This is a genomic window from Pectobacterium polaris (assembly GCF_002307355.1).
In the GTDB taxonomy this organism is placed as follows: Bacteria; Pseudomonadota; Gammaproteobacteria; order Enterobacterales; family Enterobacteriaceae; genus Pectobacterium; species Pectobacterium polare.
Genome location: NZ_CP017481.1, coordinates 255306 through 275634, shown reverse-complemented (window position 1 = coordinate 275634; position 20329 = coordinate 255306). Strand labels below are relative to the sequence as shown.

The window sequence follows — 20329 nt, the reverse complement described above, 5'->3', positions numbered from 1 at the left end:
CATGCAGACAGGTTCACTTAACCGACAACAAACTGAAGCGCTGCTGGCGCAGGTGGCGCGGGCATTTTGCCGCCTGAAAGCGATCGACAGCGTGACGCAGGACGATGCGCTGGACGCCGGACTGACGATTCAATTCGAAGAGTGGGACTGGGAAGTGGGCGTCGGGCTGTATGGTTTCTGGAAACTGGCGCATTTGACGCAGGACGACACCATGCTGACGACGCTGGCGAACTGGTATCAGCAAAAGCTGGATGCTGGGCTGCCGCCGCGCCAGATCAACTCGACGGCGCCGATGCTGGTGCTGGCCTTGCTGTGTCAGGACAAGCCAGATGCCCCTGCGCAGTGGCGTGAAACTGTGAGCGACTGGGCTGACTGGCTGCTGCATTCGCTGCCGAAAACCGAGGACGGCGGTTTCCAGCACACGGTGAAAGAGCGGCCGAATACCGGACAACTGTGGGACGACACGCTGTTTATGGCGGGTCTGTTTCTGGTGGTCGCAGGGAAATTACTCTCCCGCCGCGATCTGATCGAAGAGGCGGAATATCAGCTCGTCACGCACGCGCGCTATCTGGCTGATGTGCGCAGCGGGCTGTGGTATCACGGCTGGACGTTCGTCGGCCGTCATCACTATGCGAATGCGTTCTGGGGGCGCGGCAACGCCTGGATCACGCTGGTGCTGCCGGAAATGCGGGTGCTGGCGGAGGATCAGCTGTCCGCGCCAGTGCTGCGCACGCTGGAGGCGATTCTGGAACAGCAAACGACAACGCTGGCACGCTGCCAGCACGATTCCGGCCTGTGGCACACGCTGCTGGATGACCCGGATTCGCCGCTTGAAACGTCTGCCAGCGCCGGATTTATCGCCGGGATTTTGACGGCACGTCGATTGGGCATGCTGCACGATTTCCCGCAGGACGTACTGGAAAAAGGCTATGCCGCCGTGGTGGCGCAGATTGACGCACAGGGCGTGGTGCAGGGTGTCTCGGACGGCACGGCGATGGGACACGACTTACAGTTCTATCGCGATATTCCCAATGTCGCCGTGCCTTACGGGCAGGCGCTGGTCATGCTGATGTTATTGGCACAGTTAGATTCTGTTTGCGAGGGCTGACAATGGCGAGTCTGGAACTAAAGAACGTCCACAAAAATTATGGTGCGGTGAGCATCATCAAAGGCGTGGACTTAACGATTCATGATGGCGAGTTCATGGTCTTTGTCGGCCCGTCGGGCTGCGGAAAATCCACGCTGCTGCGCATGATTGCCGGGCTGGAAGAGATCAGCAGTGGCGAGCTGTGGATCGACAACCGTAAAGTGAACGATCTCACCCCAGCGGAGCGCAAGATTGCGATGGTGTTCCAGTCTTACGCGCTCTATCCGCACCTCTCGGTGCGCAAGAACCTCGCGTTCGGGCTGGAGAACCTGCACTTCCCCAAAGACGAAATCGCCCGCCGTATTGATGAAGCCGCCCGCATGTTGGGGCTGGAACCGTATCTGGATCGCCGACCACGTGCGCTGTCGGGTGGGCAGCAGCAGCGCGTGGCCATTGGTCGCGCTATCGTGCGTGAACCCGACCTGTTCCTGTTTGATGAACCGCTCTCCAATTTGGATGCCAAGCTGCGCGTGCAGACGCGCGGCGAGCTGTCTCGTCTACACCAGAAGCTACGCACCACCATGATTTACGTGACTCACGATCAGGTGGAAGCGATGACGATGGCGCAGCGCATTGTGGTACTGAATGCCGGCCGCATCGAGCAGGTTGGCACGCCGCTGGAGCTGTTCAATCGGCCGAAAAACAAATTTGTCGCGGGCTTCATTGGTTCACCGCGTATGAATATGTTCCCGGCGCAGATTGTCGCCACCTGCGCGGACGGGGTTGAAGTGCAGTGCCCGTCCGGCAATCGTCTGGTGCTGCCGTTTATCGGCACCGTCGGGCAGAACGTCACGCTCGGCATTCGTCCTTCACACTGCGAGCTGGTAGAGGACGGCGAGGGAATGGCACTGTGCGTCGATCGCTGCGAGATGATGGGGCATGAGACCTTTATCTACGGGCGAATGAGCGGTATTGACGATGAGATGATCGTCCATCTGGCGCAGCACCGTGAGTTCGCCGCGGGTGAATCGGTGTTCGTCCGCTTCCCGCCGACGTATTGCCATCTGTTCGACGGCAAAACGGATGACACATTGCCGCGCTGTACCGAGCACTAATTATCGCGACGGGAGAGGACGACATGAAAAAGATTGCCTTACTGCCCGCAGGATCGCTGATCGATAAGCTGGTAACGCCAGTGGAAAAAGCGGTGAATCTGCTACAAAAACTCGGTGGTCGCAAAGTGATGCCGTGGTTTTTTATCGCGCCGAATATGCTGCTGTTCGCCGTTTTTGTCTTTATTCCGATTCTGCTGGCGGTGTGCTACGCCTTTACCGGCGGCACCAATATCCTGCTGTGGGAGCGCCCTTACGTCGGCGTGGATAACTTTTCCACATTGCTGAGCTGCGGCAATTACGCTGAGCCATCGACCTGTGAACAGGATCTGTTCTGGACCGGCGTCTACAACACGGTGTCGTTCACCTTTTTCAACGTGCTCTGCACGCTGCTAGTGGCATTGGTGACGGCGCTGATCCTCAACCGCAAGATTATCGCCCGTGGCTTTTTCCGCGCCATGTTCTTCTATCCGGTGCTGCTGTCGCCGGTGGTGGTGGGGCTGATCTGGCAGTGGTTCCTTAACCGCAATGGCCTGCTGAATCTGGTGCTGTCGTCACTGGGCGGGCAGCCGATTACCTTCCTGCTCGACCCGACGTTTTCGCGCTTTTGGGTGGTGTTTGTCTCCGTTTGGTTTCACGTCGGGTTTTATACCCTGATCCTGCTGGCCGGATTGCAGGCGATCCCGCGTGATATTTATGAGGCGGCGGCGGTGGACGGTACCTCGCGCTGGCGCGGTTTCTATCGCCTGACGCTACCGCTGTTGGCACCGAACATTTTGGTGGTGGTGATTTTGCTGACCATCAACAGCGTGCAAATCTTCGATGAAGCCTGGGTGCTGACCAACGGCGGCGGCCCCGGCACGGCCAACAGCTTTATCGTGCAGTACATCTACCAGACGGCCTTTTCGTCAAACGCGTCACTCTACGGGCTGGCTTCGGCGGCCTCGGTGCTGATGGGCGTGGTGCTGATGATCCTGACGGCGTTGCAGTTCCTGCTGACGCGTCGGCTGGAAGGGAAAAAATAACGGGAGCCATGATGAAAATAATCGCATTTCTCACCCGTACCCGTCATCCGGGGCGCATTCACATAACGGATATCATGAGCTGGGTCTGGCTGGTGGTGGGTACGCTGCTGGTGATGATTCCGGTGATGTGGGCGGCGATGTCGTCGTTCAAAACGCCCGCAGAGATCAACCGCTTTCCGCCCAGCTTTCTGCCGCAGGCGGCGGATACCATCACGCTGCCGGAGTACCCGAAACCGCTGGAGCTGTGGCAGGTTAAGCAGGACGACGGCGAAGCGAAAACCATGGCGCTGGTGCGGCGCATCGGCCTGATTGCACAGCTGGTGAACCCGGATGCGCCGAGTGAAGTGGTGCGTGTATCGACGAAAGATCTGGTGCCGATGAAGGCCTTGCATCTGGAGACGGAGAACTACACGACGCCGATAACGAAGTTCCACTTTGCCACCTACCTGAAGAACACCGTGTTTGTGACGGTGATGGCAACGCTGCTGACCCTGTTGCTCAGTTCGATGGCGGCGTTTGCGCTGTCGAAATACGAGTTTCGCGGGCGCGGGACGGTGCTGACGCTGTTTCTCTCCACGATGATGATTCCGCTGTCGGTGGTGATGGTGCCGACGTTCCTGGTGGTGATTGGCCTGAACATGGGCGATAACCTGTGGGGCGTGATTATTCCCACGGTGGCGACGCCAACTGGCGTATTCCTGCTGCGGCAATACATGCTGACGATCCCTGATGAACTGATCGAGGCGGCGCGTATCGATGCCGCCAGCGAGTTCCGTATTTACTGGAAGATCATCCTGCCGTTAACCGCCCCCGCGCTGGCGGTGCTGGCGATCTTCTCGGTGATCTGGCGCTGGAACGATTTCCTCTGGCCGCTGATCGTCCTCTCCAGTCAGGATAATTTTACGCTGCAAATCGGTCTGAATGCGTTTCAGGGGCAGTTCTCGGTGCAGTGGCATTATATACTGGCGATGACGATGCTCTCGCTTCTGCCGGTGACGGCGGTGTTCGTCTTCCTGCAAAAATACATCACGACGGGGATTGCCAACACGGGGATGAAATAATGGCGACACTCAAGGATATTGCTGACCGCGCGGGGGTTTCCATCAGCACGGTGTCCCGCGCGTTGAACGGGACGGCACCGATCAGCGCCAAAGTCAGGCAGCACATTATGGCGATTGCCACCGAGCAGGGCTATCCGCTGCATAAAGTGGCTAAAGCGACCGTCGCGCAGACGGAACCGCTGCGCCACATTCTGCTGGCGACGCCGCGCAATCTGATGCTGGAGAGTGAGTACAATCTGGTGTCGCTGACGCTGATTAACGCTCTGAAAACGCTCTGTCTGCAACGCAATATCCAACTGCGTCCGTTTCTGGGGGAGCACGATACCATTAACGAACAGCAGCTATTGCGTGAACTTCAGGGTGGAAAAGAGAGCGGCATTCTGATTGTGAATGACGATCACCCGACGCTGCTGAACGCTGTGGCAGAAAGCGGCATTCCGGCGGTGTTGATCAACGGTGAAGATCCCTCAATGCGCTTGAGCAGCGTCACGCCAGCCAACCACTATGCGGCGGCGGCGGGCGTGCGTTACCTGATCGAGCAAGGGCATACGCGGATCCTGCACCTGACCTGGACGTCACGCATGACGATCAAACAACGTGAGCGCGGCTATCGGGATGCGCTCATGCAGGCGGGGATTGCGGTCGATGAGGATCTGATCCTCTCGCTGCCGGATTTCCATCCGCGCACGGCGCGTGATGCGCTGCTGCGCTGGCTGACGGCTAACCCTGACAGACTGGGCGTCACCGCGATTTTCTGTGCGGCGGATAATCAGGCCATCGGCGTGATCGATGCGCTGTATCAGCATGGGCTGCGGGTGCCAGAGGACATTTCCGTCATGGGTATGGACGACATCCTGCCGTTTGATATGCTGCCAGTTTCGCTCACCACGGTACATCTGCCGTTTGAGACCATCGCCCGCGCGGCTCTACAGCTGCTGGCGCAGCAAATGACGCCTGCACAGGCGCTCGGCATCGCCCAGCGCACCGAGCTGGCCGGACAGGTAGTGCTCAGAGAATCGGTGCGGCGGGTGGGGTAGGGCGGGGCGTTATTTACAGGGACGTTTCACCCCGCATAAGCACTATAGTTTCTGCATAAGTACTATAGTTAAAGCGGCATTCTGTATTCTATAACGCCCGGTTTTTCCGCCACCCAATCATAAAGTCGCTGGGCTGTTTTATTGGTTTCCTGAGTATGCCAATACAGTCGATCGCAGCTTTTTTCCTGTGCCTGTTCTCTCACGTATTCAATCAGTTTTTTCCCGACGTGTTTACCGCGAGCGGTCGGAGCAACAAACAGATCTTCTAAGTAACAATAAGAGTTTACTCCCCAGGTGGAATCGTGAAAAACAAAGTGCACGAAGCCCACAATATGTAATCCTTCTCTCGCTACCGCGCAATAAACAGGGATATCGGCTTTAAAAAAGCGGCTCCAGGTGGCTTCCGTGACCTCATCGGAAAGCTGCACCTTATAGAATTCCTGATAACTCTTCCAATAGGGCAGCCACTGCGCGTGATCTTCTGGCTCAACGGGATTAACAATAATTTCTTGTTCTGTATTCATCATTTTATTTTCCTATTATCGTGGATAAGTGCTGGCAATCAGGCTGATATGTACCGGAATAAAATAGCAACCAAATAGACGGATGTGCCCATCCACTTATTGAGAGAGAACCAGACCAATTTTCACTCCCTATAGCCCGATACATGAAATGACATAACTTGCCGGTTTTTTGGCGCACTTTGCATATATCCAGCATTGCGCGTTGGCATATACTCATTTCAGTAGGGTTAACGTGTAAGTCTGCTTCTCACGCGACAATGGAGATTGAATGACTCGTAATCAGGGCTTTCCTTTAGATATTGGCTGGCGGACTCTGCTAAAGGATTTTGGCTTTCGGCCTGAGCATGTATTACGCCGGGCGGGGTTACCGGAAGACCTCTTTTCCCGTGGCGAGCAGACGCTTTCCGTGGAGGATTACTTTCGATTTTGGCGCAGTCTGGAGACGGAGGCTGACGATCCATTATTTCCCTTGAAACTTATCGAACTGGTCAGCGTGGAACTGTTTGATCCTCCTCTTTTCGCGGCGCTTTGTAGCGCGAACCTGATGCAGGCCACGCAGCGGCTTGCCAGATACAAACAATTGATACTCCCTATGCGGCTGGATATTGATGTTGCCAGCAATGGGGATTTGGACGTGTCACCGCATTGGTTATTAGCACAGAGCGATGTACCCCATTCATTACAGGTTGCGGAGATTGCCTTTCTGGTTCGCTTGGCTCGGCTGGCGACACGCGAGCCGGTTAAGGCCAAACGCGTTAATCTGCCAGTCCTTCCTTCTGCCGCTTATGCGCCGCACTATAAGGCATTTTTTGGTGTCGCAGTACACTACGATCCGAACTTAAGTGTGACATTCTCCGCCACCGATGCCCTTCGCCCGTTTTTGACCGTCAACGAAGGCATGTGGCGAGTATTTGAGCCTGAATTACGTCGACGCCTGAGCGAGCTGGATGCCACGGCAGCCACCACCGAGCGTGTGCAAGCTTTACTGCTGGAGCTAATTCCCAGCAACACGGCAACCATTGATGTTGTTGCTGAGCGTCTGGCGATGAGCAAGCGGACGCTACAGCGCCGCTTAGAGGAGGAGGGCGAGAACTTCCGGACGCTGGTTAACCATACCAGAGAGAAACTGGCTCGGCATTATTTGGCTAACTCCACGCTGTCCGGCGGTGAAATCGCGTTTCTTCTTGGTTTTGAAGACCCTAACTCGTTCTATCGTGCATTTCAGGGCTGGACGGGGCAAACGCCCGACAATGCACGTCAGACGATGCGGTTAAACTGATGCCTTAAACCGAAAGCGGAGAAATCACACGTTCATTAGAGCGAGTGAGTATTAACGTCTAATCAACGCGTTAAGCCGTGCTGGTGAAATCTTCTCTCGATATCTATTCCGCAACAATTCCCAGTGAAAAGCACCCAGTAAAAATCCCCAGTAAAAACACCCACAAACCTGCCTTAGGCAATCCAATCGCGACGATCAATTTCATCCTCTCCATCGCGCCGCAGAACGTTCGTCGAACGCGCGGAATACGGCTGGCGCAATCTGCAAGTGCTATGGCGCATGGCGCTAGATGATTGGCGCACGCGGCCTTATATAGTGGCACCCATATTCATGCGGTGCTGAAAACGGCCGCTTGCAACCTCTACGTCAAGACAGGAATAGCCAATATGAATGCGAAAGTTTCTTTAGTCACAGGGGCTTCTTCTGGAATCGGGCAGGCAACTGCTCTCAGATTAAAAGCGCTGGGCCACACTGTATACGCTGCCGCTCGCCGCGTCGACAGAATGAAAAATCTGGCCGATGCCGGTATTCACACGCTGGCGATGGACGTAACCGATGACGCCTCTATGCAGGCTGGTATTAATGACATTCTCGAAAAATCGGGACGTATCGACGTGCTGATCAATAACGCGGGGTATGGCTCATACGGGGCGCTGGAAGAGGTTTCACCTGATGAGGCTCGCGAACAGTTTAACGTCAACATCTTTGGCGCGGTTCGCCTGATCCAACTGATTCTGCCCCACATGCGTGCTCAGCGCTCGGGCACCATCGTCAACATCTCTTCGATGGGGGCAAGATGTATACCCCGCTGGGGGGCTGGTATCACGGAACAAAATTCGCGCTGGAAGCGATAAGTGACTGCCTGAGGCTGGAGGTAAAGCCGTTCGGTATTGATGTGGTGATCGTTGAGCCGGGAGGTATCAAGACCGAGTGGGGGAGTATCGCCGCGAATAAACTGCGCGACGTCTCCGGCACGGGCCCCTATGCGCCTCAGGCGGTGGCAATGAGTGAATCGATGATTGGGGAAGCGAATAGCAAACGCCTGTCACCGCCAGAAATCATTGCTGACACGATTGCTCGTGCGGTAAGCGCACGGCGACCAAAAACACGTTATGCGGTTGGCTTCAGTGCCAAACCCATGATCTTTTGGCGCGGGCTGTTACCCGATCGGGCCTTTGACTGGCTGATCGGCAGCGCGACGGGCGTATCTCGCCACTGGAAAAGCTAAGGCGTATTTCTTTTTTAACCACCAGCTTAATCGCAGATCACAAGAGGAAGAGTCTATGTCACAAAAAGTATGGTTCATCACCGGCGCTGGACGTGGATTTGGCCGTATATGGGCTGAGGCTGCTCTGGCACGTGGCGATAAGGTCGCGGTTACCGCGCGAGACATTTCGGTGCTCAATGACATCGTTGAGCGTTATCCCGAGCAGGCGCTGGCCCTCTCGCTTGATGTGACTGAGGCAAGTGAGGTTGCTGGAACTGTTTCTCAAGCATATCGTCACTTCGGTCGTTTAGATATGATTTTAAATAATGCGGGTTATGGTCTTTTCGGTGCCGCCGAGGAAGTGAAGATTCATGACGTGCGGGCTGAATTCGATACCAATTTTTTCGGCGTTCTAAGCGTAATACAAACCACTTTACCCATTCTGCGAGCGCAGGGTCATGGGCACATCATTAGCGTTTCCAGTATTGCCGGAGTGATTACTCATCCGATAGGTGGCCTGTACAACGCTTCCAAATGGGCATTGGAAGCCATGCATGAGAGCCTGGCTGTTGAGGTCGGCAGCTTCGGCATCAAGGTCATGCTGATTGAGCCCGGTGCGTACGCGACAGATTTTTCGACGCCTTCATCTCTTAAGATTGCCGACGGCTTAGAAGCCTATGTCGCACTTCGTGAGCAGATTTTTGCCTATGCTGCACAGATCGATTTCGGCGATCCCTATGCGACCACGGACGCGGTTCTGCAACTTGTCGACACAAATGAACCACCTCTCCGGCTTTTTCTCGGCACCGAAGGGCTGCCAGCTGCGCGGGCGGCGTATGCCGCAAGATTGGCCGAGTGGGAAAAATGGGAGGAGGTGTCTAATGCAGCTCAGGGCGTATCCCGCCGTCAGACTATCGCAAACTAGTTAGAACCGCAGAGTTGGCCCCAATAACAAAAACCACCGCTTCAGGATGAAGGCGGTGGTTTTTGTACATATGAACTACGAATGGAGGATCGAAATCAGAACGGAATGTCGTCGTCGAAATCCATTGGTGGTTCGTTGCTTTGTGCTGGAGCGCTGTTCTGTGCTGGGCGTTGTTGAGACTGCGCGCCGCCGCTGAACTGGTTGCCGCCCTGCGGCTGCTGAGGTTGACCCCAACCGCCTTGTTGCTGACCGCCACCTGCATTGCCACCGCCTGCTGGTGCGCCGCCGCCTTGGCGTCCACCCAGCATCTGCATGGTGCCGCCAACGTTAACAACGACTTCGGTGGTGTAGCGCTCTACGCCAGCCTGATCGGCCCATTTACGGGTTTGCAGTGCGCCTTCGATGTAAACCTGAGAGCCTTTACGCAGGTATTCGCCCGCGACTTCTGCCAGTTTGCCGAACAGGACCACGCGGTGCCATTCGGTCTTCTCTTTCTGCTCACCGGTTTGCTTGTCACGCCAGCTTTCCGACGTAGCCAGCGTGATGTTGGCAACTGCACCACCATTCGGCATATAGCGGACTTCCGGGTCTTGACCCAGATTCCCGACAAGAATCACTTTATTAACGCCTCTGCTGGCCATGCTCGTCTCTCCTGATGAATCGATAGATTTATTTTAAGTCTAAACGATCAATCTTACCATGTGGAAAACTCTCTGTCATACCTGCGAAATGGCTTCAGAAATGAAAGTAAGGTTTGCAGCGTTTGCAAAGTAAACGGGTTTAATACTGGATATCCATTCAGTTTTTTTTGTGCCATAATTGCTCGTTTCGTACCGGTTCTCTCCGTTCGAGAGGCGATGACAAACCGTTTTTATTCCGGGAAGTGTGTGAATGGATAAGATCGAAGTTCGTGGTGCTCGTACCCATAATCTCAAGAATATCAACCTGATAATTCCTCGTGACAAGCTGATTGTAATCACCGGTTTGTCTGGTTCGGGTAAGTCATCGCTGGCGTTTGACACGCTGTATGCCGAAGGGCAGCGGCGCTATGTGGAATCACTCTCCGCCTACGCCCGTCAGTTCCTGTCGCTGATGGAAAAACCGGACGTCGATCATATCGAAGGGCTGTCGCCCGCCATCTCCATCGAACAGAAATCCACCTCGCATAACCCGCGTTCCACGGTCGGGACGATTACCGAAATTCATGACTACCTGCGTTTGCTGTTTGCACGCGTGGGTGAGCCGCGCTGCCCGGAGCACGATGTGCCGCTGGATGCGCAGACGGTCAGCCAGATGGTGGACAACGTGCTGGCGCAGCCGGAAGGCAAACGCCTGATGCTGCTGGCGCCGATTGTGAAAGATCGCAAAGGCGAACACAGCAAAACGCTGGAAAACCTGGCTTCACAGGGCTATATCCGCGCCCGTATCGATGGCGAAGTGTGCGATCTGTCCGATCCGCCGAAGCTGGAATTACAGAAAAAGCACACCATTGAAGTCGTCGTTGACCGGTTTAAAGTGCGCGAAGATTTGGCGCAGCGGCTGGCTGAGTCGTTTGAAACCGCGCTGGATCTGTCCGGCGGTAGTGTAGTGGTGGCGGATATGGACGACCCGACGCAGCCAGAACTGCTGTTCTCGGCGAACTTTGCCTGTCCGGTGTGTGGCTACAGCATGCACGAACTGGAACCGCGTATGTTCTCGTTCAACAACCCAGCGGGCGCGTGCCCAAGCTGTGATGGTCTGGGCGTGCAGCAGTTCTTCGATCCGTCCCGCGTGGTGCAAAATGCCGAGCTGTCGCTGGCTGGCGGCGCGATTCGCGGCTGGGATCGCCGCAACTTCTACTATTTCCAAATGCTGCGTTCACTGGCGGAGCACTACAAATTTGACGTCGATGCCCCGTTTGAAAGCCTGAGCGCCGCGGTTCAGAAAGTGATTCTGTACGGCTCCGGTAAAGAGAACGTCGAATTCAAATACATTAACGATCGCGGCGATACCTCGGTGCGTCGCCATCCGTTCGAAGGCGTGCTGCACAACATGGAGCGCCGCTATAAAGAAACGGAATCCACGGCAGTGCGTGAAGAGTTGGCGAAATTCATCAGCAACCGTTCCTGCGCCAGCTGCGGCGGGACGCGCCTGCGTGAAGAAGCGCGTAACGTGTTTGTCGAGCAGACGACGCTGCCGCAGATTTCCGATATGAGCATCGGCCATGCGATGACGTTTTTCCAGAATATGAAGCTCAGTGGGCAGCGCGCCCAAATCGCCGAAAAAGTGCTGAAAGAGATTGGCGATCGACTGAAGTTTCTGGTGAATGTCGGGCTGAACTATTTGTCGCTCTCCCGTTCGGCGGAAACGCTGTCCGGCGGCGAGGCGCAACGTATTCGTCTGGCGAGTCAGATCGGTGCCGGGTTGGTTGGCGTCATGTACGTCCTAGATGAACCGTCTATCGGCCTGCATCAGCGTGACAACGAGCGCCTGCTGGAAACCCTGATTCACTTGCGTAATCTGGGCAATACCGTCATTGTGGTGGAACATGATGAAGATGCGATTCGTGCCGCCGACCATGTGATTGATATCGGTCCCGGCGCGGGTGTGCACGGCGGCCAGATTGTCGCAGAAGGCACGATGGAAGAGATCATGGCGGTGCCGGATTCGCTGACGGGGCAGTTCCTCAGCGGTAAGCGCAAGATTGAAATCCCGAAACAGCGCGTGCCTGCGGATCCGACCAAAGTGCTGAAGCTGATTGGCGCGAAGGGCAATAACCTGAAAGACGTCACGCTGACGCTGCCGGTTGGGCTATTTACCTGCATCACCGGCGTGTCGGGGTCGGGCAAATCCACCCTCATCAACGATACCTTGTTCCCACTCGCGCAGCGTCAGTTGAACGGCGCGACGCTGGCGGAACCCGCAGCTCACCGCGAGATTCAGGGGCTGGAGCATTTCGATAAGGTGATCGATATCGATCAAAGCCCGATTGGTCGTACGCCGCGCTCCAACCCAGCAACTTATACCGGTATTTTCACACCGATTCGTGAACTGTTTGCCGGCGTGCCGGAATCCCGTACTCGTGGTTACAATCCGGGCCGTTTCAGCTTTAACGTGCGCGGTGGACGCTGCGAAGCCTGTCAGGGCGACGGCGTGATCAAGGTCGAAATGCATTTCCTGCCGGATGTCTATGTGCCGTGTGACCAGTGCAAAGGCAAGCGCTATAACCGCGAAACGCTGGAAATTCAATATAAAGGCAAAGGCATCCATGAAGTGCTGGATATGACTATCGAAGAAGCGCGAGAGTTCTTTGATGCCATTCCGGCGCTTGCACGGAAGCTGCAAACGCTGATCGACGTCGGTCTGTCCTACATTCGCCTTGGGCAGTCGGCCACCACGCTGTCCGGCGGGGAAGCGCAGCGTGTAAAACTGTCCCGCGAGCTGTCAAAACGCGGAACCGGACAGACGCTGTATATTCTCGACGAACCTACGACTGGCCTGCACTTTGCCGATATTCAGCAGCTTCTTACCGTTCTGCATCAACTGCGCGATCAGGGCAATACCATTGTGGTGATTGAGCACAATCTGGATGTAATTAAAACGGCAGACTGGATTGTCGACTTAGGGCCAGAAGGCGGCAGCGGCGGCGGAGAAATTCTGGTCTCCGGTACGCCGGAAACGGTGGCCGAGTGTGAACAGTCTCACACCGCGCGCTTCCTGCGACCGATTCTGGCACGCGAAGCCTGATAGCAGGATACGGCGATGTGGATACAATATGAAATCCGCCTGAAGCAGAAAGCCAGAGGCTTCCATCTGGTGACCGACGAAATACTGGCGCAGGTTATCGCACTGCGCCAGATAAACGTCGGGCTGATACAGGTGTTCATCAAACATACCTCGGCGGCGCTAACGATTAATGAGAATGCCGACCCCACGGTGCGGCAAGATTTCGAGAGTTTCTTTAATCGTTTAGTGCCGGAGAATGAACCGTACTACCGTCATACTTATGAAGGTAGCGACGACATGCCCGCGCACCTGAAAGGCAGCCTGCTGGGCAACAGCCTGACGATTCCCATCACCAATGGACGCCTGAACATCGGCACCTGGCAGGGCATCTACCTGTGCGAACATCGTAACCACGGCGGTAGCCGCTCGCTGGTTGTCACGCTCAGCGGGGAATAGCTCCACGATATGCATCGCGCCAGCGACGCATTCTGATAAGCATCTGGCTGCCTGTACGGCAGTGAACGCTGACCGTATACGCTCTGCGCGCGTCACTTTTTCTAAGCGGCTTCGCGGCAGCTTAGAAAATCTGCGGATGCCGGCAAAGTGCCGCTGTATTAGTTCACGCTGTCGATCCTAACCTACATTTATTTCCCGCCAGTTCAGCCAGATTCGCATATCAAATTCCAACTGGTGATAATCAGGATCCATATGGCAGCAGAGTTGATAGAAAGCCTTGTTGTGGTCTTTTTCTTTGAGGTGAGCGAGTTCGTGTATCACGATCATCCGCAGGAAATCTTCCGGCCCGTCACGGAATAGCGTCGCTATCCTGATTTCGTTATTGGACTTTAATTTTCCACCCTGCACGCGCGCCACAAACGTATTAGTGCCCAGCGTCCCTTTTATCGGATTCTGTTTATTGTCGTAAAGCACCTTTGATATCGCCGGGGCGTTTTTTAGATAGCGCTGTTTCAGCTCGGCGACAAATTGATAGAGCGATTTATCACTCTGGATCGGATGGCGAGCAGGGTATCTTTTTTCCAGCCAGAGGCCGAGTTTGCCTTGATCGAGGAGCGTTTGCGCTTGTGCAACAATCGTTGGGGGATAGCCGTTCAGGTAGCGTAACTGGGTCATGGGATTTTTATCACACAGGCCACTGAGTTAAGCGAGTTCACAACGGTGAGTCGGTTAAGCCAGTGGCGTTGTCATTTACAATTTACTGAATCGCGGCGAAAGCCGCAGCGACGCGCTGGACGTTGCTGTGGTTTAGCCCTGCCATACACATACGGCCGCTGGCGATCAGGTAGACGCCGAATTCTTCACGCAGACGATCGACCTGTTCCGGGCTGAATCCGGTGTAGCTGAACATGCCGCGCTGGGTGAGCAGGTAATCGAAGTTACGGTTCGGCAGCGCGTTTTTCAGTGCCGAAACCAGCTCCTGACGCATGCTCAGAATACGGGTGCGCATCTCTTCGACTTCCGCTTTCCAGTCAGCGTTCAACTGCGCGTCGTTCAGGACTTTAGATACCACCTGTGCACCGAAATTCGGCGGGGAAGAGTAGTTGCGGCGAACGGTGGCTTTTAACTGACCCAGCACGCGCTGTGCGCTGTCGGCATCGTCACACACCACGGAAAGGCCGCCGACGCGCTCGCTATACAGCGAGAAAATTTTGGAGAACGAGTTGGCGATGAGTGCCGGAACGCCCGCGCTGGCAACGGCGCGAATCGCATAGGCATCCTGCTCAATCCCGAGGCCAAAGCCCTGATAGGCGATGTCCATAAACGGAATCAGCTCACGCTGGATGATGACCTCAATGACGCGATCCCACTGTTCTGTAGTGAGGTCAGAACCGGTCGGGTTGTGGCAGCACGGGTGCAGCAGCACGATGCTGCGTGCTGGCAACGCTTGCAGGGTGGCGAGCATGGCGTCAAATTTCACGCCCAGGTTTTCGCCATCGAAATACGGATAGGTGTGAACGTTAAAGCCCGCGCCCTCAAAGATCGCAATATGGTTTTCCCATGTTGGATCGCTGACCCACACCTCTGAGTTCGGGAAGTAGCGTTTCAGGAAATCCGCACCGACTTTCAGCGCACCGGAACCGCCCAGCGTCTGGATGGTGGTGATGCGACCGGCTTCCAGCGCCGCGTGGTTTTCACCAAACAGCAGGTGTTGGATCGCGGTACGGTAAGGCTGTAACCCTTCCATCGGCAGATAAGAGCTCGCGCTCTGCGCCGGCTGTTTCAGGCTGCTTTCGGCCGCGCTGACGGATCGCAACTGCGGGATAATATTCTGCTCGTTGTAGTAGAGCCCGATACTCAAATTGATCTTATCCGCTCTTGGATCCTGTTTGAATTTTTCCATCAGAGACAGGATAGGATCTCCGGCATAGGTATCAACGTTTTGAAACACAGTGTAGCTCTCCTGAGTGTGTCATTTTTATGGGTACCGCAACCCCGACAATGGTGGGGGACAATCAGGCCGCGTAACGGCCGGGGCGATGGTTCATCGCGATAATCAGGTTCAGGATGGTTGCCCCCAGAATCGAAGCAATCAACATCGGTATGCTTACCACGAACAGGGAAGTCAGCACAATCACAACATCAACGCCCATCTGGAGTTTTCCTGCCCGCAGGCCGTATTTGTCCTGAAGATACAGCGCCAGAATATTCATACCGCCGAGGCTGGCCTTATGGCGGAACAGCACCACGAAGCCGATGCCGGTGATGATATTGCCAAACAGCGTGGCGTAGAACGGGTTGAGCTGATCGAAATGGACGAACATCGGGTGCAGGTCGGAAAACAGAGAAACCAGCCCGACGGCGCAGAACGTTTTCACCGTGAATTCCCACCCCATGCGGCGCACGGCCAGATAATAGAAGGGCAGGTTCAGCAGGAAAAAGGCAACGCCAAAGGAGACGTTAGTCAGATAGTGGGTAAGGAAAGCGATGCCAGCGGTGCCGCCGGTGAGGGCACCGGCCTGACGCAGCAGAATGACGCCAAACGACACCATCAGCGTGCCGATCAGTATCGCCAGAATATCTTCCAGCAGCGTGTGTGATATTTTTTGTGTGGGAATAACGTTATCCATGGTGAGCACTCAACAGACTGTCGTAAAAACATGTGCTTACCAAAGCAAGAATCGCACCAGATAGTGCTGCTTAGCGTCTGGCGTCTGCATAATCTCGCCTGCGATAAGAGCAACGTATTGAATTATATAAATGAAAATAATGCGTTATTCATGCGTTTTTTATTATCCGTTTGTCTTTTTTGTGCGTTTTTGTGGTTTTTTTTGCGTGAAATGTTCATTTTCTGCACCAAGGAGATGCAATCGCCCCAATTCAGGGCAACGCAGGCAGTTCTGGCATCATCAAACCGTTCTCTTTGAGGCGGTTCAATACCACGGAGGTTTTCAGGTGCGCGACGCTCTTATTCTGCGACAGAATCTGGCTAATCAGCGTGCTGAGCCCGGGCAGATCTGCCACGGCGACTTTTAACAGATAATCGGCATCACCCGTGGTTTTATAGGCGTCGATGATGGCGTCCACTTCCCCCAGCATCTGGTGAAAGCGCTCAACATATTCGCTGGTGTGGTTGATCAACCGCACTTCAATCAACCCCAGACATTCCAGCCCGACCGCGTTCGGCGACAGGCGTGCATGATAGCCGAGAATCATCTGTGCCTGTTCCAGCGCGATGCGACGGCGGGAACACTGCGAGGCGGAAAGCCCAACCAGATCGCTCAGTTCCTGATTGGTCAGGCGGCCGTTCGTCTGTAGCAGCGTCAGGATTTTCAGATCGAAGTCATCAATGTGGTACATCGCGTTTCCTAAACAGTATCAGGCAGTCGGCCAAACAGACTACCAGCTTTTTAGGCCACGTTGCCTATGAGTTTTTTATTGCTGATTTTCGGCGCGTTTTATTTTCGTAACTGCCTGTGCGGCAGTGAACACCTCTTCTTTCGCATTGAGAAAATCGCGCATTTTCTAAGCTGCCTATACGGCAGTGAATCGTAAAAATTTCATGCTAATCATCAGATTATTAAAGAGAATACTCTGTTTTTTCAGAAAAACCCTTTTTTATAGTCTCGGTTTTGGGTGGTTAAAAATCAGTAAGTTACGACTAACCGTTAAAAAAGGGTTGAGAAGAAGCTCGCTACAGATTTTATTCTCCACCCCATCTGATTCAATCCCCATCACTCCACAATAATCCGCTCGTCATTGTCTCCCAGACATACCGTTAACTGCTGACCGCTGGGGCTAAAAGCGCAGTAGGGGAGAGGTTCACGTAGGTAGAGGTGCAGAGGCAATGCCAGATAAAGCGCGATCAGCAGCAATGCGGCGACCGTTTTAGCACTCGTTGGACGTGGAGCGACTGGGTTGCGACGCGCGTGTCGATATTTCACAACGCCGATGGCGGTCATGCCTGCGCCTACCAGCATGGAAACATACAGTTCGCCGGGCATCGGGGAAAGTATCAGCTCTTCGTTTTCATACGCTTGCCAATATTGAATGCGCCACAGGGCGCTGATACCGATTTGCACCAGCCCCGCGAGTATCCAGGCAACACGCCATCCCGAGAGTCGAAAGAGCGCCAGAAAGCAGAATCCCGATGCCGCACAAGACCAGTAGATCAGATCGAACATCGCATCGAACATGCCGCCAAATAGCGTGCCGCCGACATCCGTTGGTTTCAGAGTATAGAAATTAATGAGGGCAAACAGCGTCAGGATAGCGGAGACGGCAAGCCAGCTCGCCGCATAGTAGATAACTCGTTTTAAGGTCGGCAAGCCAGGAGCCTGCCGATAAAAACCAGTCGGTCCGTTTTTACTCACCGTCGACGTATTCCAACGCAGTACGCTGGGTTAAGCGCGTGATGAGTTCGTAGGCGCTGGCACCCGTATGCGCGGCAATGCGTTCAACCGGTAGCGTTGGGCCCCAAAGGATGACCTCATCGCCGACCTTGTCCTGCGCATCCGGCCCTAAATCCACCGTAATCATATCCATTGATACGCGGCCGGAAAGCGGCACTTCACGGCCGTTGATGAGCACCGGTGTACCAGCCGGGGCGCAGCGCGGGTAGCCATCACCATAGCCGACGGCGACCACGCCCAGACGGGTATTGCGTGGGCTGGTCCAGGTGCCGCCGTAACCGACAGATTCACCTGCATTGTGCTCGCGAACGGCGATCAGGTGAGACGTAAAGGTCATCGCAGGCTGAAAGCCGAAATGCGCGGCGTCTTCATTATCCAACGGTGACACACCATAGAGAATAATACCGGGGCGAACGCGATCGCGGTGCGACTGCGGCCACAGCAGAATGCCGCCGGAAGCCGCAATGGACTGTGCGCCGGGCTTACCCTGCGTAAAGGCATCGAAGCAGGCGAGCTGGCGTTCGGTGGTTCCCGCCTCAGGTTCATCGGCGCGGCAAAAGTGGCTCATGATATTGACTGGCTGAACCACATTGCGGCATTCGGTCAGGCGCTGCCAAAATGTGTCGGCGTGTTCCGGCAGAACGCCAAGGCGGTGCATGCCGCTATCGAGCTTCATCCACACGGGTATCGGCTGTGGCAGCGTGGCCTGTTCCAGTGCGGCAAGCTGTTCAGGGCTGTGAACGGCGGTTTCTAACTGGTGCTCCACCAGAAGCGGGAGATCGTCGGCGGAAAAAAAGCCTTCCAGCAGGACGATTGGCTTGGTGATACCCGCGGCGCGCAGTGCCAGCGCTTCGGAGAGCCGCGCGACGCCGTAGCAATCAGCGTCGGAAAAGGTATGGGCAGCGTCGATCATGCCGTGGCCGTAGGCGTTGGCTTTCACGATGGCAACGACCTGACTGCCAGGCGCTAGCTGACGGATACGTTGCAGGTTGTGGCGCAAAGCACGCCGGTTAATGACGGCAGTTGCCGTTTTCATTCTTGTTCCTTAGTGCAGTGTTGTCATTGCTGAGCGCTGCGTTATTCATCGTCATATTGTGGGCCGGCATAGTTATCAAAGCGCGACCACTGCCCGTTAAAGGTTAAACGAACGGAACCAATCGGGCCGTTACGCTGTTTCCCCAGAATGATTTCAGCGATGCCTTTCAGGTCGCTGTTTTCGTGATAAACCTCATCACGATAGATAAACATAATCAGGTCGGCATCCTGCTCGATGGAGCCGGATTCACGCAGATCCGAGTTAACCGGGCGCTTATCGGCGCGCTGCTCCAGACTACGGTTAAGCTGCGACAGAGCGACGACCGGAACCTGCAATTCTTTTGCCAGCGCTTTGAGCGAGCGGGAAATTTCCGCAATTTCCAGCGTACGGTTGTCGGACAGTGACGGCACACGCATCAATTGCAGGTAGTCGATCATGATCAGACTCAGACCGTCATGCTCACGGAACACGCGGCGAGCGCGGGAACGAACGTCGGTCGGCGTCAGGCCGGAGGAATCATCAATGTACATGTTACGTTTTTCCAGCAGGATACCCATGGTGCTGGAAATACGCGCCCAGTCTTCATCGTCCAACTGACCGGTACGAATGCGGGTCTGATCCACGCGAGACAGGGACGCGAGCATACGCATCATGATCTGTTCGCCGGGCATCTCCAGACTGAAGATCAGCACGGGCTTTTCCTGAGTCATGGCGGCATGTTCACACAGGTTCATCGCAAAGGTGGTTTTACCCATCGATGGACGGGCTGCCACAATAATCAAATCGGATTTTTGTAAGCCGGCGGTTTTCTTGTTGAGATCCTGATAGCCCGTATCGACCCCTGTCACGCCATCGTGCGGTTTCTGGTAAAGTTGCTCGATACGGGAAACGGTATCTTCCAGAATGCGGTCGATGCTTTTCGGGCCTTCATCTTTGCTGGCGCGGTTTTCGGCGATTTGGAATACGCGGGATTCCGCCAGATCGAGCAGATCTTCACTGCTGCGGCCCTGTGGATCGTAACCTGCATCGGCGATCTCATTGGCGACGGAGATCATTTCACGCACCACCGCGCGCTCGCGCACGATGTCGGCGTAGGCTCCGATGTTGGCAGCGCTCGGCGTGTTCTTTGCCAATTCAGCCAGATAAGCGAAGCCGCCAGCGGATTCCAACGAGCCTTGCAGTTCGAGCGATTCGGACAGCGTAATCAGGTCGATCGGCTTGCTCATTTCCAGCAGGCGATGCATTTCGGTGAAGATCAGGCGGTGGGCGCGGTTATAGAAGTCGTTCGCGACAACACGCTCGGCGACATTATCCCAGCGCTCATTGTCGAGCATCAGGCCACCCAATACCGATTGCTCCGCTTCCAGCGAATGTGGCGGAAGTTTCAGACCTTCCATCTGGCGGTCACGGGGTTCATTCGATTTATTGGTGGGTCTTTTCTCTGCCATGAAACGGGTTCTTTA

18 protein-coding genes and 1 pseudogene are annotated in these 20329 nt (G+C 55.1%); 10 read left to right on the top strand and 9 right to left on the bottom strand.

Annotated features, from left to right (window positions below):
- Position 1: 1 nt before the first annotated feature.
- Genes bglB through BJJ97_RS01225 form a run of 5 tightly spaced genes read left to right on the top strand, consistent with a single transcriptional unit; the run spans position 2 to position 5322 of the window.
- On the top strand, positions 2-1108 hold the full coding sequence (gene bglB, locus BJJ97_RS01245; protein WP_095992850.1) for a beta-galactosidase BglB: 1107 nt from the start codon (positions 2-4) through the stop codon (positions 1106-1108).
- A 2-nt stretch (positions 1109-1110) separates the two neighbouring features.
- Complete coding sequence (locus tag BJJ97_RS01240; protein WP_095992849.1) at positions 1111-2202, top strand: ABC transporter ATP-binding protein; 1092 nt, start codon at positions 1111-1113, stop codon at positions 2200-2202.
- A gap of 23 nt (positions 2203-2225) precedes the next feature.
- Positions 2226-3224 (top strand): carbohydrate ABC transporter permease, encoded by a 999-nt coding sequence (locus BJJ97_RS01235; RefSeq protein ID WP_039470140.1) that lies wholly within the window; start codon positions 2226-2228, stop codon positions 3222-3224.
- Positions 3225-3232: 8 nt separating this feature from the next.
- Positions 3233-4285, top strand: a complete 1053-nt coding sequence (locus BJJ97_RS01230; protein WP_039483648.1) for a carbohydrate ABC transporter permease — start codon at positions 3233-3235, stop codon at positions 4283-4285.
- Complete coding sequence (locus tag BJJ97_RS01225; RefSeq protein WP_095992848.1) at positions 4285-5322, top strand: LacI family DNA-binding transcriptional regulator; 1038 nt, start codon at positions 4285-4287, stop codon at positions 5320-5322. The genes BJJ97_RS01230 and BJJ97_RS01225 overlap by 1 nt, the downstream gene beginning before the upstream one ends.
- A 68-nt stretch (positions 5323-5390) precedes the next feature.
- On the opposite strand, the gene BJJ97_RS01220 is transcribed toward BJJ97_RS01225, so the two are convergent.
- A complete protein-coding gene (locus BJJ97_RS01220; protein ID WP_095992847.1) occupies positions 5391-5849 on the bottom strand; it encodes a GNAT family N-acetyltransferase in 459 nt (152 codons plus the stop codon).
- A 265-nt stretch (positions 5850-6114) separates the two neighbouring features.
- Here BJJ97_RS01220 and BJJ97_RS01215 point away from each other — a divergent pair, with 265 nt between their 5' ends.
- The 3 genes and pseudogenes from BJJ97_RS01215 to BJJ97_RS01205 all read left to right on the top strand — a co-directional run bounded on the left by BJJ97_RS01215 (position 6115) and on the right by BJJ97_RS01205 (position 9257).
- Positions 6115-7125 carry an AraC family transcriptional regulator gene (locus tag BJJ97_RS01215; RefSeq protein WP_095992846.1) on the top strand — a complete coding sequence of 337 codons (1011 nt, stop codon included), beginning with the start codon at positions 6115-6117 and terminating at the stop codon, positions 7123-7125.
- Between the two features lie 386 nt (positions 7126-7511).
- Positions 7512-8353: pseudogene (locus BJJ97_RS01210) on the top strand (oxidoreductase).
- 55 nt (positions 8354-8408) lie between these two features.
- Positions 8409-9257 (top strand): SDR family NAD(P)-dependent oxidoreductase, encoded by an 849-nt coding sequence (locus BJJ97_RS01205; protein ID WP_095992845.1) that lies wholly within the window; start codon positions 8409-8411, stop codon positions 9255-9257.
- Positions 9258-9352: 95 nt separating this feature from the next.
- Here BJJ97_RS01205 and ssb1 read toward each other — a convergent pair whose 3' ends face one another.
- Entirely contained in the window at positions 9353-9898 is a 546-nt protein-coding gene (gene ssb1, locus BJJ97_RS01200) for a single-stranded DNA-binding protein SSB1 (RefSeq protein WP_010295128.1), read from the bottom strand.
- A 250-nt stretch (positions 9899-10148) separates the two neighbouring features.
- On the opposite strand from ssb1, the gene uvrA reads away from it, so the two are divergent.
- Both uvrA and BJJ97_RS01190 read left to right on the top strand, forming a co-directional pair.
- Entirely contained in the window at positions 10149-12983 is a 2835-nt protein-coding gene (uvrA, locus tag BJJ97_RS01195; protein WP_095700538.1) for an excinuclease ABC subunit UvrA, read from the top strand.
- A gap of 15 nt (positions 12984-12998) precedes the next feature.
- On the top strand, positions 12999-13418 hold the full coding sequence (locus BJJ97_RS01190) for a secondary thiamine-phosphate synthase enzyme YjbQ (RefSeq protein ID WP_095992844.1): 420 nt from the start codon (positions 12999-13001) through the stop codon (positions 13416-13418).
- A gap of 177 nt (positions 13419-13595) precedes the next feature.
- Here the strand turns inward: BJJ97_RS01190 and BJJ97_RS01185 are convergent, their stop codons facing one another.
- The 7 genes from BJJ97_RS01185 to dnaB form a co-directional block, all read right to left on the bottom strand.
- The gene (locus BJJ97_RS01185) at positions 13596-14093 is read right to left on the bottom strand and encodes a M48 family metallopeptidase (RefSeq protein ID WP_095992843.1); all 498 of its coding nucleotides are present in this window, start codon (positions 14091-14093) and stop codon (positions 13596-13598) included.
- 82 nt (positions 14094-14175) lie between these two features.
- A complete protein-coding gene (locus BJJ97_RS01180; RefSeq protein ID WP_095992842.1) occupies positions 14176-15369 on the bottom strand; it encodes an amino acid aminotransferase in 1194 nt (397 codons plus the stop codon).
- Positions 15370-15433: 64 nt separating this feature from the next.
- Positions 15434-16048: a YitT family protein gene (locus BJJ97_RS01175; protein WP_039483668.1), complete on the bottom strand. Its 615-nt coding sequence runs from the start codon at positions 16046-16048 to the stop codon at positions 15434-15436.
- A 250-nt stretch (positions 16049-16298) separates the two neighbouring features.
- Positions 16299-16778 (bottom strand): Lrp/AsnC family transcriptional regulator, encoded by a 480-nt coding sequence (locus BJJ97_RS01170; protein WP_039483666.1) that lies wholly within the window; start codon positions 16776-16778, stop codon positions 16299-16301.
- A gap of 374 nt (positions 16779-17152) precedes the next feature.
- Entirely contained in the window at positions 17153-17791 is a 639-nt protein-coding gene (locus BJJ97_RS01165; RefSeq protein WP_095992841.1) for a hypothetical protein, read from the bottom strand.
- On the bottom strand, positions 17784-18866 hold the full coding sequence (gene alr, locus BJJ97_RS01160; protein WP_095992840.1) for an alanine racemase: 1083 nt from the start codon (positions 18864-18866) through the stop codon (positions 17784-17786). Before alr ends, BJJ97_RS01165 begins: the two co-directional genes overlap by 8 nt.
- A gap of 41 nt (positions 18867-18907) precedes the next feature.
- Positions 18908-20314 carry a replicative DNA helicase gene (gene dnaB / locus BJJ97_RS01155; protein ID WP_039306476.1) on the bottom strand — a complete coding sequence of 469 codons (1407 nt, stop codon included), beginning with the start codon at positions 20312-20314 and terminating at the stop codon, positions 18908-18910.
- Between the last annotated feature and the right edge of the window lie 15 nt (positions 20315-20329).

Bases quoted from the DNA above. Each gene is read 5' to 3' on its own strand.
- uvrA (WP_095700538.1), top strand. From the start codon at position 10,149: ATGGATAAGATCGAAGTTCGTGGTGCTCGTACCCATAATCTCAAGAAT.
- BJJ97_RS01190 (WP_095992844.1), top strand. From the start codon at position 12,999: ATGTGGATACAATATGAAATCCGCCTGAAGCAGAAAGCCAGAGGCTTC.
- BJJ97_RS01175 (WP_039483668.1), bottom strand. From the start codon at position 16,048: ATGGATAACGTTATTCCCACACAAAAAATATCACACACGCTGCTGGAA.
- ssb1 (WP_010295128.1), bottom strand. From the start codon at position 9,898: ATGGCCAGCAGAGGCGTTAATAAAGTGATTCTTGTCGGGAATCTGGGT.
- dnaB (WP_039306476.1), bottom strand. From the start codon at position 20,314: ATGGCAGAGAAAAGACCCACCAATAAATCGAATGAACCCCGTGACCGC.
- BJJ97_RS01230 (WP_039483648.1), top strand. From the start codon at position 3,233: ATGATGAAAATAATCGCATTTCTCACCCGTACCCGTCATCCGGGGCGC.
- BJJ97_RS01235 (WP_039470140.1), top strand. From the start codon at position 2,226: ATGAAAAAGATTGCCTTACTGCCCGCAGGATCGCTGATCGATAAGCTG.
- BJJ97_RS01225 (WP_095992848.1), top strand. From the start codon at position 4,285: ATGGCGACACTCAAGGATATTGCTGACCGCGCGGGGGTTTCCATCAGC.
- BJJ97_RS01170 (WP_039483666.1), bottom strand. From the start codon at position 16,778: ATGTACCACATTGATGACTTCGATCTGAAAATCCTGACGCTGCTACAG.
- BJJ97_RS01205 (WP_095992845.1), top strand. From the start codon at position 8,409: ATGTCACAAAAAGTATGGTTCATCACCGGCGCTGGACGTGGATTTGGC.
- BJJ97_RS01220 (WP_095992847.1), bottom strand. From the start codon at position 5,849: ATGATGAATACAGAACAAGAAATTATTGTTAATCCCGTTGAGCCAGAA.
- BJJ97_RS01185 (WP_095992843.1), bottom strand. From the start codon at position 14,093: ATGACCCAGTTACGCTACCTGAACGGCTATCCCCCAACGATTGTTGCA.
- BJJ97_RS01215 (WP_095992846.1), top strand. From the start codon at position 6,115: ATGACTCGTAATCAGGGCTTTCCTTTAGATATTGGCTGGCGGACTCTG.
- BJJ97_RS01240 (WP_095992849.1), top strand. From the start codon at position 1,111: ATGGCGAGTCTGGAACTAAAGAACGTCCACAAAAATTATGGTGCGGTG.
- alr (WP_095992840.1), bottom strand. From the start codon at position 18,866: ATGAAAACGGCAACTGCCGTCATTAACCGGCGTGCTTTGCGCCACAAC.
- bglB (WP_095992850.1), top strand. From the start codon at position 2: ATGCAGACAGGTTCACTTAACCGACAACAAACTGAAGCGCTGCTGGCG.